Here is a 16,467-nt window from a genome sequence, read left to right as displayed (position 1 = left end):
CCCCACCACATGAGAACGAACGCTATGCAGTAAAAAGAATAAAACGGATAGACACCCGGTTAAATTTTCAAACGTTGATACTTGAATGTTGTACTAGTTCACGGGTATTGTAGAGACACATATCCTATTTAGGTTTTTTGGAGTTTCACTTGTCTTCATCAAGGATTCAATTTTATGGCGGCCCGTTAATGGTATTAGTGCCGGCGGTCATATTTCTTATTGTTGCCGTGTATCTGTTTATCTTTCAGAAAGCATTCGACATGACCGGCCTGGCAATGGGCGGTTTCTTAGGCGTGATTATTGGTTCTTTTCTGGCTAAGAACTCAGTAGATTATTGGAACGGTGCTATTGCGGGTATCGCAACACCACTGACCGGTATTTTGGTGTGTATCTTGGTGTTGGCTGGTATTTTCTCCTCAATGATGAAAACCGGGGGCATTGCCAGTGGCTTTGTCTGGTTAGGTTCTCAAACTGGGATTACCGGAGCGCTGTTCTGCACGTTTACCTTTATTGCAACGGCCATCATCGCTACGGCAACGGGTACATCGATAGGGACTATTTTTGCCGCGGTACCGGTGTTTTTTGCCGCAGGCGTTCAGTTGGGCGGCGATCCGGCTATGTTGGCCGGGGCGATTCTTAGCGGCGCTATTTTTGGCGATAATCTGGCACCGGTTTCCGATGTCACCGTCATTTCAGCCAGTACGCAAACTTACCAAAATGGTGAAACGGCTGAAGTGGGTGGGGTCGTGGTGTCACGTAGTCCTTATGCGTTATTGGCCGGTGCATTGGCTATTCCTTTTTATATGCTGTTTGGCGGCGGCGGTACCATCAATACGGTACTGATGGAGAATGCTTCAGCTAATGGATTGGTGATGCTGATACCGGTTATTATTCTGGTGGCAGTGGCTATCTATTCTAAAAATATTTTCCTGGCATTAATCACCGGTATTATTTCCGGCATTTTGCTGGGTTTATTCACCGGGCGACTGGGGATGGAACAGATTCTTGCGGTGAATGACGGACATCTGGTGGGCATCCTCTATGACGGCGTGAATAGCATGTCAGGGACGATTATGCTTTGCCTGTCCTTGTTTGCCGTTATTGGTCTGCTGGAAAAGAGCGGTGCCATTGCGGCCATGACCAATAAACTGTTGCAGGGTGATAAGAAATTAAGCCCGCGTCGGGCTGAAGTTATTCTGGCTACCGGCTCTTTTGTTTGCTCAACGGTATTTGCTGGTGTCACCAGCGCTGCGCTAATTTTGTTTGGACCAATCGGTGATAAAATTGGCAAAAGTGCCGGACTGCATCCGTTCCGTCGTTCACATATTATGAGTGCGATGGCCAACAGTATCCCGGTTATTTTACCGTTTAGCGCCTTTGTTTTTGTGGTGATGATCGCCGTGAAAAACCAAACTGCGGGCGACATGATTACGCCGTTTACTCTGTTAACCAGTGCGTTTTATCCGTGGGCGCTGTTTATTGTTTTTAGCGGTAGCATTATTACCGGGTGGGGACGCCGTTTCGAAGGTAAAGATCGGAGCGCGCTGAAAACGCTGGATACCGTAATGCCAACCGAGGAAGAGGCGGAGAAAGCGAATGGCCAATGATAGCTTTGAACTTTATGATTTACGCGTAGAAGTGGTGCCAGGTGATAAACCTTATGTCTGCTCTCACCATACCGGGCAAGGATTTAATGTCGAGGGCGAAAACCTGATTTTTCCAGAAGGTGGGCGTTTTTCTCTTTATTCCATGGCGGCATTGTTACCGTTGTTGCCTGCGAAGCAGCGCATGACCCATGCCCATGATTGGATGACAACCGATTCACTCATTGCCTGCCCCGACCCATACTGCGGTGCGCTGTTTAAAATTACGCGTACTGGCATTCGAACGTTTAATCACAGCGATTGTACGGTAGTTCCGCTCAATCAGGATGAGAAATAATCTGTTTACACAGAGGGAATAAACAATGGATAAGCAAATACAACTGACGCCTGACTATCCCATATGCCGTATTATCAACGGTGGCTGGCAGTTATCTGAAGGGCATAAGCTTCAGGGAACGTTAGACGTTGACCCGGTACTTCAGGCCTTTCATCAGTTGGCCGATCGTGGATTTAACACCTTTGACTGCGCTGATATCTATACTGGCGTAGAAGAGCTGATTGGTCAGTTTATTCTGGCGCGTAGAAAAAGCAGCGGTAAGGATGATATCCGGGTTCACACTAAGTTTGTTCCAGATCTGTCAATGCTGGATCAGGTAGACTATCACTATGTGGAGCGGATTATTACCCGCAGCCTGAAACGATTAAATAAAGAGCGTCTGGATTTGGTTCAGTTCCACTGGTGGGATTACAACATTCCGGGATGTATGGATATTGCTGGTCATTTGGTTCGTTTGCAGGAAAAAGGGCTGATTGATAATTTGGGCACCACCAACTTTGATACACTTCATTTACAGCAGCTGATTGATGCAGGCTATCCGCTGGTGAGTAACCAAACCCAGTATTCTGTTCTGGATCGTCGCCCGGAACGTGCCATGGTGGATTTTTGCCTGCGTAATAACGTCAAACTATTGTGTTACGGCTCACTGGCAGGCGGTTTTTTATCCGAAGCCTGGTTAGGAAAAGCCGCACCTGAGAAACTGGAAAACCGTTCTCTGGTGAAATATCGTTTGGTGATTGAGGATTCCGTTGGCTGGGAAGGTTACCAGCAATTGCTATTGTTGATGAAGCAGATCGGTGAACAACGGGGCTGCTCACTGTCGAATGTGGCGGTGCACTACGTATTAAATAAACCGGCGGTGGCTGCTGCGATTGTTGGTACACGCAGTGAGCGTCATATCCAATCTAATGAAACGGTCTTTTCTACGCAATTGTTGGCGGAAGACATCCAACGGATTGATGAATTTTTAGATCGACATAGTATCCCCGCTGGCGAACCGTTTGAGCTGGAGCGCGAAGAGGGCAATAAGCACCGTAATATTATGAAGATGAATCTCAACGACGAATAGTGATGATCTATTGTTCGTATGACTTAAAGCGGTCATGGCTGCTTTCTGAACTGCCCCCAAAGTTGGAGATGATAATCCAATTTTGGGGGATCTCATGAAAACGTCACGAGATAAAGCACCGGCATAATTGACCCCAGAAGTGTTGATAGTGGAGACCTATTTCTAAATATTTTTATTTTTTAATATTAAAGATCGCTCTGCCGGAACTGCATCTTTGAAGTCTTTATCTCTCGCCTGATCAAATCATTGAATTGTTTTAACCAGCCAAGTATTTAATATATTTAATTGGTCTGGCGTATGAAAGTAATGTTCTGCATCTTTTATCTCCAGATTACATGCATATTTATGTACAAAAGATAGCAAGCAATCCTTTTCGCATATGTCATCTTGACTGCCATATAAGATTTCGGTGGACACATTCCATTTAACAATAGGATATGTTTTAACATAACAATAATAGTCCCAGTATAGGGTTGCTCCTATTGGTGTTACAATGCTTTCTTCCTGCTTGAGCTGTTCAGGTGTTATGTTAAACCATGACATCATATTCTCAATCATGCGTTGCATGTCGATTATCGGAGAAAGAAACCATGCCTTTTCTAAAGCCATATCTTGATAGGCAGATAAGCTAAAATAAACGCCCATGCTGATAGCGAATAAGCTAATGCGTTTAGAATAAGCTCTCGCATATTCCATGATGAGATTTAATTCACTGACGCAAATATCAATCTTACATAAAGTATCTTCATCTTTCCGATCTCCATGTTCAGGTAAGTCAAAACTCAAAACTTGATATCCATTTTGAATAGCATGTCTTGCAAATAATTCAATAGACCTATCTGTCTTATTCGACATATTTCCATGAATAGCAATAACCAGTTTTTCAGCCGAAGGCCCCCATAATACCGCTGGTATTTGTTCGATTTTTAAATATTCTTTTCTCATCCTGATAATCCACCCCTTTTAATGCTTTAATCATCTTATGATTGATAGATGGCAAGCAATTCCTGAACCCGCTGAATTAACTCTCTACGTACAGGTTCCGGTGCCAAACACTCACACTTATTGCCGAAGCTAAGTAAAATATTATATCCCTGTTCATCCGCAACAAATGGGAAGCGCACCATCAGTTTATTACTATCGGTTGGTTGAATGTTTTCCTCGCCACAATGTTCAGCTATTCGCTCTCTTAAGGACGCATCAATTAATAAGGTAATATCAATTAATCGCGGATCGATCCATTCTGAACAATTTAACGGGGCGGAATTGAATTCTCGTGGAATAAAGTGCTCATCTAAAAGCGTTAACTGCGACATACGGTAGAGCTTAAACAGCCGGAAAGCCTGTCTGATAAAGCAATATCCCTGTATATACCAATGTCCTTGCTTTAACACTAATTGATAGGGCTCAATGCTTCTGCAAGTCGCTGATCCATTACTGTCTGAGTAGTGAAAGGATAAGCTGCGGCTTTCATTCAACGCTTGCTTAATAATTTCCAGATTAGGTTGTAAGTGGCGATTGCCTGACCAGGTTGTCAGATCGATAGATATTTGATTAGATTTAATTTCGATATCCCGATACAGCTTTTCCGGAATTAGACTTTTGACTTTTGCCAGCGTACCGACCAATTCTTTGGAGGATAACGTGGGGGAGATGCTACCCAACCCCATTAATAGCGTGGCGATATCACCTTGGGTAAACAGCTTTTTATCGACTTTATATTTTTCCATAATACTGATACCGCCGTTAACTCCCGGGTAAGACACCACCGGAATACCTGCTTGTGCAATGGTTTCAATATCTCGATAGATCGTTCTGGGGGTAACTTCAAACATCTCAGCCAGTAGCGTTGCGCTGATTTTTTCACGCTCCAGCAACACCATGATGATGGAAATTAATCGATCTATTTTCACTTCATTCGCCTTAATTTATTTCATCGAATCAAACCCTGACATACTGATGTCAAGGTTAGCATGCCATACTCAAATTCGGAAACTGGCTGATAGTCAGCCGTTAAGTTAATCAGGATGGGAATATGGATTTTTTAGCGAGTTTTCATAGCATTATGCAGCAACAAACGGATATGGCATTAGCAAGCTGTGTTGATAATCAGCCAAATGTGCGGATTGTTAATTTCTACTATCATCCGGATAATCGCGGTGTTATTTATTTTTCTAGCTTTAAAAATAACCCGAAAACGCAAGAGTTTGTACACAATAACCGTGTAGCGATAACGACAATTCCCATTGGGGATACCCAGCACGTCAGGGTTCATAACGCCACCGTGCATAAAAGTGATTTATCACTGTATGACCTGCAAGAAGGGTTTGTCAGTAAAATCCCAAGCTATCAGGAAATTATTGAACAGGCGGGAAGTGAGTTGGATCTGTACGAAGTTCGCTTTGAACAAGCCCAAGTGACTATCGATCATATGACATCCGGTAGCGTGACGGTTGCCTGATGGTTAATGATTGGTGCGTTACTGTTAGCGTTAAATGTGAATAATAAAAAATGCTATTCAGGACGGGAGCACTCATATTAATAAAGGGATAATTACTATCCCTTTTTTTGTTATAAAGTAGAATTTCATTCATTAATTCACTCTTAAAGCGCAAGTATTTCATCTCTTTCCGCAACATTTTGAATACAAGCTTGCTTATAGCATCGTTATTGCGTTGTTCGGCTGTTAGAAATGATGAATAGCAGCTATCTTATTTCTCATACGCATTCAGGATGAGAGGTTGCTTTGAGAATAGGTTTTATTGGTGCGGGTAAAGTGGGGTTTACCTTAGGTAAATACTTCACGTCTAAAGGCGTCAACGTTGTAGGTTACTATAGCCAACATATTGATGATGCCAGAGAGGCGGCTGCGTTTACGCAAACTAACTATTTCAAGGATGCTGAAACGTTGATCGCTGCTTGCGATACGCTGTTTTTAACCGTGCCGGATACGAATATCGTTCAAGTATGGGATGAGATAAAACATTATCCCATTAGCGGGAAAAATATATGCCATTGCAGCGGGGCGCTTTCCGCAGATATATTTGCTGACCTGCAATACTATGGAGCCTATGGATATTCTGTTCATCCTATTTATGCTATCCATGACAAAGACACCTCATTCCAAATGTTTTCAGAAGCTTACTTTACCGTTGAAGGTTGTGATGCTCATATCAGTCAAATCACGATGCTTATTGCTTCCTTGGGTAATTCAGTCAGAATCATGAAGGCAGAGAATAAAGCGTTGTATCATGCGGCTTCAGTGATGGTCAGCAATTTGGTGATTGCGTTAGCCAAAACGGGGTCGGATCTTTTTGCGCAATGTGGTTTTGATGCGCAGTTTTCTGAGAAGGCATGGAATGCATTATTTCTTGGTAATGTAGAGAACATTTGCCACTCAGGTGTGTCAAAAGCGTTAACTGGCCCATTAGAACGCGGGGACATTAACACTATTCGCAAACATCTCGCTTGTTTAAACGATAAACAACGTGAAATCTACGTGACGCTGTCACGGTCATTGCTGAGTGTAGCGCAAGAGAAGCATCCGGACAGAGATTATTCCTTAATAGAAACGGAGTTAAAATAGTGAGAAATACCGTTGTGACAATGCAACAGCAAAAAAATAGTCTGAATAAAATCACTATGTTAACCGCCTATGACTATTCGACCGCCAAACTGATGGATGAGTCGGGTATTGAGGCAATTTTAGTTGGTGATTCACTTGGTATGGTCATGCTGGGTTATCCAGATACCCTTTCCGTGACCATGGAAGATATGATTCATCATAGTAAAGCGGTTGCCAGAGGGGCACAGCGGGCAATGATCATAACGGATTTGCCCTTTATGTCTTATCAGGTTTCCGTTCAGGAAGCGTTATCTAACGCAGGGCGTCTGATAAAAGAAGGACGTGCTCATGCGGTTAAGCTAGAAGGCGGGGAAGAAGTCTGTGCACAAATTAAAGCCATAACTCAGGCTGCCATTCCTGTTATGGGGCATTTGGGATTAACGCCTCAGTCGGTGAATGCTTTTGGCGGGTTCAAAGTCCAGGGGCGTGATGAAGCGGCAGCCCGCAAGATTATTCAGTCGGCTTTGGCCGTTGAAAAAGCCGGTGCATTTGCAGTGGTATTAGAGTGTGTACCGGCAACGCTGGCCTCGCTGATTTCACAGCTACTGGTTATTCCGACTATCGGTATCGGTGCGGGTGCGGGCTGCGATGGGCAGGTATTAGTTTATCAGGATATGCTTGGCATGTATGACGGTGTTGCGCCAAAGTTTGCCAAACAGTTTGTTAATATTGGTGAACGAATGAAAGGCGGTTTTCAGCAGTATATTCAGGAAACCAAAGAGCAAGCGTTTCCAGCAATAGAACATACTTTTCACATTGATGATGCAGTTATTGAAAAACTACAGCGGGAATATGCTTAGCACAATAGGAGCAACGTTTTGGTCCAGATAGTAAAAACCATTAGTGAAGTCAGAGATACGGTTAAAGCGTGGAAAAAGGCTGGATATCAGGTTGGTTTCGTTCCAACGATGGGCTATTTACATGAGGGACACCAAAGTTTGATGTCTGCGGCAAAAGCAGATAATCATAAGGTTGTGGTGTCGATCTTTGTTAACCCCATGCAATTTGGCCCAAATGAGGATCTGGCCAGTTATCCGAGAGATATTGATAAAGACCAGCAACTTTGTCAGCAGGCAGGGGTTGATCTGATTTTTCATCCTGATGCCAGTGAAATCTATGCTGAAGATTTTTGTAGCTTCGTTGATATGACCGGGTTAACAGAAGAACTGTGTGGACGCAGTCGTCCGGCGCATTTCCGGGGCGTTTGTACGGTAGTGAGTAAGCTATTTAATATTGTTCAACCTGACAAAGCCTATTTTGGGCAGAAAGATGCACAACAGTTGGCGGTGATACGCCGTATGGTGCGGGATTTAAATATTGATGTTCAGGTGATTGGTTGTCCTATTGTGAGAGAAGCGGACGGTTTAGCCAAAAGCTCGCGTAATAGCTATCTGAATGCTGAGCAGCGACAGGCAGCGCTTTGCTTGTCTCAGGCTATTTCGTTAGGTCAACAGTTGGTACAACGGGGCGAAAGAAATTGCCAAAAGATAACCTCATCAATGCAATCAATCATTACACAGCAGCCGCTGGCGCGTGTTGACTATATCACCATCGTGGATGCTGAGACGTTAAGACCGATTGAGCAAATTCATCAATCGATATTGTGTGCCATCGCGGTTTACATTGGTAATACCCGATTAATTGATAATTTTATTGTGGATATACATTAAGAGGTTGTCATGGAATTAACAATGCTAAAAAGCAAAATCCACCGTGCAACCGTAATACAGGCTGAGCTGGATTATATTGGTAGTATCACGATCGACCGCGATCTTCTGGATGCGGCAGGTATTTTAGAATATGAAAAGGTGCAGATTGTTAATATCAACAACGGAAGCCGGTTTGAAACCTATACCATTTGCGGAGAGAGGGGCAGCGGTTTGATCTGCCTGAACGGCGCAGCGGCTCGGCATGTTCAGGTGGGTGATAAAGTGATCATCATGTGCTATGCCCAGCTAACGGCGGAAGAGGCGCAGCAACATCAGCCTAAAGTGGTTTTTGTGGATGATGATAATAGCGTGAGTCGTATTTCTCGCTATGAGACACATGGTCGCCTTGAGGATATGGCTTAAATCCGCGCCACCGTGAGTGCTATCCGCTTTTTATTGTGGTGGATAGCACCACCGTATTGTTAACGTAGTATCTATCTAACCTTTTATTTATCAGGATGTTCCTTCTTATGTATTTGGATGGTTAGCTTTTCTATCCGTTCAGCCAACTGTTTGGTCAACATGGTCAACTCGGTATTTTATTAGGAATATCAATTAAGGTTAGTTGCCTGACATTAGCCACAGACTAACGCTTTTTGAATAATGATTAAAATCTGCCAAACTCAATATAGTCATACGGATGAAATATTCATGTATTAAAAGGAGTTAATAAGATTTTTCTTTTCATAAGGAAATCTCGTTATGTTTAGTTTGGATGCCTTGCTGCAAGCGCTTCACCCAGACCGTAAATTTCCTGATTGGCAACGCTATTTATTGCGTAAGTTAGTTTATGAAAAAGCATTCCAGCAAATTGCTGATGATTACCCGCATCTTAAAGGATTGGATTTAATCGAGCAGGTGATTAATGATTTTAATATTCACTGCGAACTCTCCCATAGCGATTTAGAAAATATACCAGCACAAGGGCCGGTGGTCTTAGTTGCTAATCATCCTATTGGTTCATTAGACGCATTGGTTTTACTACAAACAGTGGCGAAGGTTCGTCCGGATGTTAAAGTGATGACCACGCCACTGCTCTCTTATATTGACCCCTTACGCAGTCTATTTATCTCCGTAGATAATATTAATCACCGCACACATCGCCGCCAGATTCATGAGGTCATGACACATCTGACCAATCAGCACGCGTTAATCATATTTCCTGCTGGAGAGGTATCACGCCTAAGCTTAACAGGCATTCAGGATGGGCCATGGCTTAGCGGTTTCTTGCGATTAGCGGCTAAGGTCAATGCGCCTATTGTGCCGGTACATATACAAGCGCGTAACAGCGCCCTGTTTTATACGGCGTCACTATTTTACCGACCGCTGTCAACGCTGTTATTAGTGAGGGAGTTATTCACCCATCAGAATGCTCAACTAAAGCTGAAAATAGGGCGGCGAATTTCATTTCATCGCTGGCACAGCCATCAATATGACGATAAGGCTTTAGCTGAACGTTTTCGTCAGCACGTTTATCGTTTAGCTAAGGGTAAAGAAGGGCTATTTGAAACGGAGGCGCCTATAGCTTTGGCGGAAAATAGAACACAGTTAAGAAAAGCGCTGACGTTATGTGAAGTATTAGGGATAACACCAGATAATAAAATAATCTATCTTTATCGGCGTGGCGAAGATATTGATTCTCCTGTTTTACGAGAGTTAGGACGGCTGCGTGAGATTGCTTTCCGCGCGGTAGGTGAAGGCAGTGGACGTCGCCGAGATTTAGATAAATATGACGACGACTATTGTCATCTAGTGTTATGGGACGATGCAGAATTGGAGATTGTCGGGGCGTATCGATTCATTGCTACTGCCAAACAAATCAGCGAAAAGGGTATTGAGGGCATCTATACCCATATTTTCTTTGATTACGATGACAGTATGCAACCCATATTGGCTCAAGGGATTGAGTTGGGGCGCAGCTTTATTCAACCGAAATACTGGGGTAAGCGAGGACTGGATTATTTATGGTTGGGTATCGGCGCGTATTTAGCTAAATATCCACAGTATCGTTACCTGTTTGGCCCGGTATCCATTTCCGGAGATATGCCAAAAGCTGGGCGAGACCTATTGGTGGCCTTTTATCGTCTCTACTTTTCGCAACCAAATCCATCGGCTACGTCTCGTAGTCCTTATCCTCCATCATTACCGCAAGTTTTGGCTCAGTTTTCCGGCAAGGACTATGCTAACGATCTGGTGAAGTTAAAAAGTTTATTGGGGAATTTGGGGTGTTCCATTCCCACACTGTATAAGCAGTATGCTGAATTGTGTGAACCGGGCGGAGTGCAGTTTCTCGATTTTGGTATTGATGACGCTTTTAACAGCATAGATGGTTTGGTTCTGGTGGATATCTCTCAGTTGAAGCCTTCCCGTTATCAGCGCTACATCGCAGTACATCAAAAGCCGACGGAATCTACAAGTTAGATAACGCTTTGTAATGTCCTATTTTTAATCAATGCGAAATCTGCGCATCGTCTCGCAAAATTAACCGCGAGACTCTTTATTTCAATTTATCGCGATAGTGTCTGTTTAACTCATTGCCATAGTTCCATATACTATACCCCCCTATACTATTTCGTGCGGTGAGCCTTATGCCAAATCAAGCAATAGATAAAAAGCGTATCCTGACGCGGATACGTAAAATTAAAGGGCAGGTGGATGCGCTGGAAAAAGCGCTGGAGTCAGGTCAAGAATGCCAGCTGTTATTACAGCAAATAGCCTCTTTTCGCGGTGCAGCCAATGGGTTAATGAATGATATTTTGCAAACCCATTTGCGTGATGAACTGCGTGAATTGCTACCACCGGGAGATCCGCAACTGTCCAAAGTTGATGAGCTAGCCGGCCTAATTAATTCTTATCTAAAGTAGTTGTTACTGGAGAAAATCTTATGAAATCTCGTGCTGCCGTGGCTTTTGAAGCCGGTAAACCGTTACAGATCGTCGAAATTGATGTTGCTCCTCCTAAAAAAGGGGAAGTCTTGGTGCGTATTACCCATACCGGCGTTTGTCATACTGACGCTTTCACCCTATCGGGTGACGATCCAGAAGGCGTATTCCCGGCCGTTCTGGGGCACGAGGGCGGCGGTATTGTGGTTGAGGTTGGTGAAGGGGTAACCACCTTAAAACCCGGAGATCACGTGATTCCGCTGTATACGGCAGAATGTGGTGAGTGCAAGTTCTGTCTGTCAGGAAAAACCAACCTGTGTCAGGCAGTACGTGCGACTCAGGGAAAAGGACTGATGCCTGATGGAACGACGCGTTTTTCTTATAACGGTCAGCCAATTTACCACTATATGGGAACCAGTACCTTCAGTGAATATACCGTGGTTGCGGAAATATCTTTAGCCAAAATTAATCCTCAGGCTCCGCTGGAGAAGGTGTGTCTATTGGGCTGTGGCGTTACCACAGGTATCGGTGCGGTACATAATACGGCTAAAGTTAAACCCGGTGATACGGTAGCGATTTTTGGTCTGGGTGGGATTGGTCTGGCGGCGATTCAAGGGGCGGTACAGGCGAAAGCCGGTAGAATCATCGCTATTGATATCAATGCGGACAAATTTGAGCTGGCGCGTGATATGGGGGCGACAGACTGCATCAATCCAAAAGATTACGATAAGCCCATTCAGGATGTGATCGTCGAAATGACCGACGGTGGCGTAGATTACAGTTTTGAATGTATCGGTAATGTTGATGTGATGCGCTCAGCGCTTGAGTGTTGTCATAAGGGCTGGGGAGAAAGCGTGATTATCGGCGTTGCTGGTGCCGGTCAGGAGATTCGTACTCGGCCATTCCAACTGGTTACCGGTCGTGTCTGGCGCGGTTCTGCGTTTGGTGGTGTAAAAGGCCGTAGCCAATTGCCGGGCATGGTGGAGCAGGCGATGAAAGGGGATATTCAGCTCGACCCATTTATTACCCATACCATGCCTTTGGAGCAGATTAATCAAGCGTTTGACTTAATGCACGAAGGCAAGTCAATTCGCACCGTAATTCATTTCGGCGATAAATAAAACTCTATAGTGGCCGATAACAAACCGGCCATAATCTTAATGCTTGTCAGTTAAGAAAATGCGATCGGTGAGTTTTATCTTTTGACCTTTCTTTTGACCTTTATATTGAGCGCTGGAATTCAGCCGACAACTGAGAGAGGGAGCACGCCCATCAAGGATGATGGGCGAGGCGCTGCTTCTCCGGACTAAATGGCGTTAGCCATTTTGAACAGCACTTGTGCTGGCCCGTTAGGGTGAGACTTATGCAATAAGGCGAATAACAGAATCAGCGCCGGTGCGTTAACCCGAACGAAGGCGGAGGGGAGTCGCCAACGGCGACCTGGATTCGGGGGCGAAGGCGTGGGAGTGCAGAGGGCGTTCGCCTAACGCCCTCTGCTCGGCCACGTGCACCAACGTTAATTGATGCTCTGCACTGATAGTGGACGAAACTTTCGCTGTCATTAAGCTTAACTGACAAGCATTAACCATAACCTAACGTTTTTCTGGAGCTAAAATATGCCACATGAATTAACGCTTCTCGAGCAGCATAAAGTTTTTGATGGTTGCCAGTACCGCTATCGCCATTATTCAACAACGTTGAATTGTGAGATGACATTTAGCCTGTTTCTGCCTAATAAGAAGAAATTTAGCTCACCACCTTTACTGTGGTGGCTTTCCGGTTTGACTTGTAATGATGAAAACTTTACCACTAAGGCTGGCGCACAGCAGGCCGCTGCCCGTTTAGGTATGGCGATTATTATGCCGGATACCAGTCCGCGCGGGCCGGAAGTCGCTGATGTTAAAGAATGGGATTTAGGGCAAGGCGCAGGTTTTTATCTTAATGCTACGCAAACGCCTTGGGCGGCTCATTACCGAATGTATGATTACCTGAATGAAGAGCTGTATAGCCTGGTTCAGGTGTCTTTAGGATTTACCGGCCCTCACGCCATTGCCGGTCACTCGATGGGGGGGCACGGTGCGCTGGTGATGGCATTAAAGAATCCGCATAAATTTAGATCGGTATCGGCTTTTGCTCCCATTGTTAATCCGATGGATGTGCCTTGGGGACAAAATGCCTTTCAGGCCTACTTAGGAAATAACCGTGATTTATGGTCGGAGTGGGATGCCTGTAAGTTAATGGCAGATTATCAGGGCACGGCATTGCCTGTACTGATTGACCAAGGCGATGAAGATCCCTTTTTACAGCAGCAGTTACAACCTGAAAAGCTAGTGGAGATCGCCGAAAAAGTGAACTATCCATTAACGCTACGTATACAGCCGGGTTACGATCACAGCTACTATTTTATTGCCAGTTTTATTGAAGAACACTTGACCTTCCATCAGCAATATTTACTGAACGCCTAGGTGTTATCGAAGATACTGGCGTGGAAAGGTATCTTTGAGCGGATTTGATGATCGGGATCTCAATTGTGCCTAATCATTGAGTCCGCGCCGTTACTTTTTGGCAAAGTGCGGCCTTCTTGGCTTGATGAGTGCACCGAAGATATTGATCAATAAGCCAACCATAACCAAAACGGCTCCGGAGGTTTGGGCTATCGAGAGGGTTTCTCCCAAAATGATCCAAGCCGTAGCCAGTCCGACAATGGGAACTAATAAGGTTAATGGTGCCACCCGCCAAGTTTCGTAACGCGACAAGAGATTACCCCAGATAGAATAGCCCAAAATTGAGGCGGCAAAAGACAGATAGGCGATAGAGAAGGCACTTTTAAGATTGAGATTCATCAGGCTATGGGTTATTGCTTCGCTTCCCTCAAACAGATATGAACAGGCAAAGAACGGCAGGATAGGAATAGCAGCACTCCAGACAACTACGCTAAACGCGCTCCCACCCTGAGATACACGACCAATTTGTTTATTGACTACATTACCGCTTGCCCATGATAGTGCAGCACACAGCGTTAGCATAAAGCCAATGGCGGTAATATTAGCGGCAGATGCTTGTCCCATCGCTAAAACGGTAATTCCAATGCCGGCGACGGTTATTCCCAGTAGATGGTTGAGCTTGATTTTCTCGCGGAAAAACAGAGCGCATAACAATAGCGTAAAGAAGGCTTGGGACTGAAGCACCAGCGAGGCTAAGCCAGCCGGCATGCCTAGCTTTATAGCGCTAAACAGAAAAGCAAACTGACCAAAGTTCATCGCCAATCCATACATGATCAGAAGTTTCATCGGAACTTTAGGTCTGGGGACAAATAGAATGGCGGGGAACAGAACAAATAAAAAGCGTAAGCCACCGAGTAAAAAAGGCGGTACGCCGTCCAAACCGAACTTGATAACAACAAAATTAACGCCCCAGATGATCACGACGCAAAGCGCCAACAGCTTATCTTTTGTATTCATTATTACCCTGTTCCGTTTGGTACTTTAGTTTTTTTATTTTGACAATTTTCTAACATATTGAGGTTAGAGTAATAAGTAAACTAATTATTGAGTACTATCGAAGAAGGTAACAAAGCAATAGCGATGAACATCATTAGTGATTTATGACACTCGGTTAGTTCCTGGGCTATTATTGCTGGTAACAGTAAGTTATTTGGTTTTCGCTGGTTCTCTAAGGAGATATTTTGACTCAATCAGTAACAGCATCTCATCTCACCGCGGCTGAGGCCCTTGATAAACTCGACATTTTGTATGATAGCGCTCTTGCTGCATTACGAGATGCCATTAGTTGTTTTATTCGCGATGGTTCACTACCTGATGAAGCGGCTCGGGCAGCCGGTTTATTTACTTATCCGCAGTTACGGGTCAACTGGGACGGCAATTTACAAAACCACCAGCGAACTCGCGCCTATGGGCGATTTGTTCGAGTAGGTCAATATGCCACAACCATCACTCGACCACAGTTATTCCGGCGGTACCTGACAGAACAGTTAACGCTGTTAGAAAAGGAGTATGGGGCGACTTTTGAAGTGACACCGTCACAGCAGGAAATGCCATATCCGTTTGTGATTGATGGCTCAGATCTTACGCTGGACCGTACAATGAGCGCTGGTATCACTCGACATTTCCCAACGACTGATTTGGCAAAAATCCGTGATGACATCACCGATGGATTAGAGAATACTCAGGACGTTTTCCCACTATCGCACTTCGATGCACTGCGTACCGATTTCTCTCTGGCTCGTCTTAAGCACTATACCGGTACGCCCGCTGAGCATATTCAACCTTATATTTTATTTACTAACTACAGTCGTTATGTTGATGAGTTTGTTAGTTGGGCCTGTGAACAGATTCTCGATCCTGATTCACCCTATGTAGCACTTTCGTGCGCAGGTGGAAGCTACCTGACTGCGGAGAATGCCGACCCAAAAAAAACCACCTCCGATTTAGCCTGGAAGAAGCACCAGATGCCGGCTTATCATCTTATTTCTGCCAGCGGGCAAGGTATTACCTTGGTTAATATTGGCGTTGGGCCTTCTAATGCCAAGACCATCTGCGATCATCTTGCGGTACTTAGACCTCACGCTTGGCTGATGATTGGTCACTGTGGGGGATTGCGAGAAAGTCAGATGATTGGCGATTACGTTCTTGCACATGCCTACCTGCGTGACGACCATGTGTTGGATACGGTATTACCACCGGATATTCCGATTCCCAGTATTGCAGAAGTTCAGCGGGCGCTGTATGACGCGACCAAGTCTGTGAGTGGGATGTTGGGAGAAGAGGTTAAGCAACGGTTACGTACCGGTACTGTCGTAACCTCGGACGATCGTAACTGGGAACTACGTTTTTCTGCTTCAGCACTGCGTTTTAGTCTTAGTCGTGCGGTGGCGGTTGATATGGAAAGTGCCACCATTGCTGCGCAGGGTTACCGTTTTCGCGTGCCTTACGGGACGCTACTTTGCGTTTCTGATAAGCCGCTGCATGGAGAAATCAAGTTACCTGGTCAGGCTAATCACTTTTATGAAGGTGCTATTTCAGAGCATCTACAAATTGGCATTAAAGCTATTGATTTGCTAAGAGCTGAAGGCGATAAGCTACATTCACGTAAGCTACGTACTTTTAATGAACCGCCTTTCCGTTAGTCTGTTGTTCGTGTTAATACAACCGATATCGCGATAATGCATATCGGTTGTATCGACTAAAATTTAGTTACTATTAGTTATTTATAGTTTTGTTG

Annotated in this window: 16 protein-coding genes; 13 read left to right on the top strand and 3 right to left on the bottom strand. The window is 44.7% G+C overall.

The features are described 5' to 3' along the window. Nucleotides 1-149: 149 nt before the first annotated feature. Genes EL341_RS09080 through EL341_RS09070 form a run of 3 tightly spaced genes read left to right on the top strand, consistent with a single transcriptional unit; the run spans nt 150 to nt 3,010 of the window. The gene (locus EL341_RS09080; protein WP_126467598.1) at nt 150-1,607 is read left to right on the top strand and encodes a Na+/H+ antiporter NhaC family protein; all 1,458 of its coding nucleotides are present in this window, start codon (nt 150-152) and stop codon (nt 1,605-1,607) included. Further along, entirely contained in the window at nt 1,597-1,941 is a 345-nt protein-coding gene (locus EL341_RS09075) for a TIGR04076 family protein (protein ID WP_047781081.1), read from the top strand. Before EL341_RS09080 ends, EL341_RS09075 begins: the two co-directional genes overlap by 11 nt. Nucleotides 1,942-1,966: 25 nt before the next feature. After that, nucleotides 1,967-3,010 (top strand): aldo/keto reductase, encoded by a 1,044-nt coding sequence (locus EL341_RS09070; protein ID WP_047781080.1) that lies wholly within the window; start codon nt 1,967-1,969, stop codon nt 3,008-3,010. A gap of 243 nt (nt 3,011-3,253) precedes the next feature. Here EL341_RS09070 and EL341_RS09065 read toward each other — a convergent pair whose 3' ends face one another. Together EL341_RS09065 and EL341_RS09060 are read right to left on the bottom strand one after the other, a co-directional pair. Continuing rightward, nucleotides 3,254-3,955, bottom strand: a complete 702-nt coding sequence (locus EL341_RS09065) for an alpha/beta hydrolase (RefSeq protein ID WP_074822397.1) — start codon at nt 3,953-3,955, stop codon at nt 3,254-3,256. A 35-nt stretch (nt 3,956-3,990) separates the two neighbouring features. Beyond that, entirely contained in the window at nt 3,991-4,923 is a 933-nt protein-coding gene (locus tag EL341_RS09060; RefSeq protein WP_074822398.1) for a helix-turn-helix transcriptional regulator, read from the bottom strand. A gap of 122 nt (nt 4,924-5,045) precedes the next feature. On the opposite strand from EL341_RS09060, the gene EL341_RS09055 reads away from it, so the two are divergent. The 9 genes from EL341_RS09055 to fghA all read left to right on the top strand — a co-directional run bounded on the left by EL341_RS09055 (nt 5,046) and on the right by fghA (nt 13,691). After that, a complete protein-coding gene (locus tag EL341_RS09055) occupies nt 5,046-5,471 on the top strand; it encodes a pyridoxamine 5'-phosphate oxidase family protein (RefSeq protein ID WP_074822401.1) in 426 nt (141 codons plus the stop codon). Nucleotides 5,472-5,756: 285 nt separating this feature from the next. Beyond that, entirely contained in the window at nt 5,757-6,596 is an 840-nt protein-coding gene (locus EL341_RS09050; RefSeq protein WP_074822406.1) for a Rossmann-like and DUF2520 domain-containing protein, read from the top strand. Further along, a complete protein-coding gene (panB, locus tag EL341_RS09045) occupies nt 6,596-7,435 on the top strand; it encodes a 3-methyl-2-oxobutanoate hydroxymethyltransferase (RefSeq protein WP_074822409.1) in 840 nt (279 codons plus the stop codon). Before EL341_RS09050 ends, panB begins: the two co-directional genes overlap by 1 nt. A gap of 18 nt (nt 7,436-7,453) precedes the next feature. Beyond that, nucleotides 7,454-8,305, top strand: a complete 852-nt coding sequence (panC, locus tag EL341_RS09040; protein ID WP_074822412.1) for a pantoate--beta-alanine ligase — start codon at nt 7,454-7,456, stop codon at nt 8,303-8,305. Between the two features lie 9 nt (nt 8,306-8,314). Beyond that, nucleotides 8,315-8,707 (top strand): aspartate 1-decarboxylase, encoded by a 393-nt coding sequence (panD, locus tag EL341_RS09035; RefSeq protein WP_047781074.1) that lies wholly within the window; start codon nt 8,315-8,317, stop codon nt 8,705-8,707. A gap of 339 nt (nt 8,708-9,046) precedes the next feature. After that, a complete protein-coding gene (locus EL341_RS09030; RefSeq protein ID WP_074822415.1) occupies nt 9,047-10,765 on the top strand; it encodes a lysophospholipid acyltransferase family protein in 1,719 nt (572 codons plus the stop codon). 167 nt (nt 10,766-10,932) lie between these two features. After that, nucleotides 10,933-11,208, top strand: coding sequence for a metal-sensing transcriptional repressor (locus EL341_RS09025; protein ID WP_047781071.1), 276 nt, complete (start codon nt 10,933-10,935; stop codon nt 11,206-11,208). Between the two features lie 20 nt (nt 11,209-11,228). Continuing rightward, the gene (locus EL341_RS09020) at nt 11,229-12,347 is read left to right on the top strand and encodes an S-(hydroxymethyl)glutathione dehydrogenase/class III alcohol dehydrogenase (protein WP_047781070.1); all 1,119 of its coding nucleotides are present in this window, start codon (nt 11,229-11,231) and stop codon (nt 12,345-12,347) included. Nucleotides 12,348-12,842: 495 nt separating this feature from the next. Beyond that, entirely contained in the window at nt 12,843-13,691 is an 849-nt protein-coding gene (fghA, locus tag EL341_RS09015; protein ID WP_074822418.1) for an S-formylglutathione hydrolase, read from the top strand. A gap of 90 nt (nt 13,692-13,781) precedes the next feature. Here fghA and EL341_RS09010 read toward each other — a convergent pair whose 3' ends face one another. Beyond that, nucleotides 13,782-14,687 carry an EamA family transporter gene (locus EL341_RS09010; RefSeq protein WP_047781068.1) on the bottom strand — a complete coding sequence of 302 codons (906 nt, stop codon included), beginning with the start codon at nt 14,685-14,687 and terminating at the stop codon, nt 13,782-13,784. 224 nt (nt 14,688-14,911) lie between these two features. Here EL341_RS09010 and EL341_RS09005 point away from each other — a divergent pair, with 224 nt between their 5' ends. Then, on the top strand, nt 14,912-16,372 hold the full coding sequence (locus tag EL341_RS09005; RefSeq protein ID WP_047781067.1) for an AMP nucleosidase: 1,461 nt from the start codon (nt 14,912-14,914) through the stop codon (nt 16,370-16,372). The last annotated feature ends 95 nt before the right edge of the window (nt 16,373-16,467 follow it).

Source organism: Pragia fontium, assembly GCF_900638655.1.
Lineage (GTDB): Bacteria > Pseudomonadota > Gammaproteobacteria > Enterobacterales > Enterobacteriaceae > Pragia > Pragia fontium.
The sequence above is the reverse complement of the archived record's forward strand: the minus strand, read 5'-3'. Positions and strand labels throughout refer to the sequence as shown.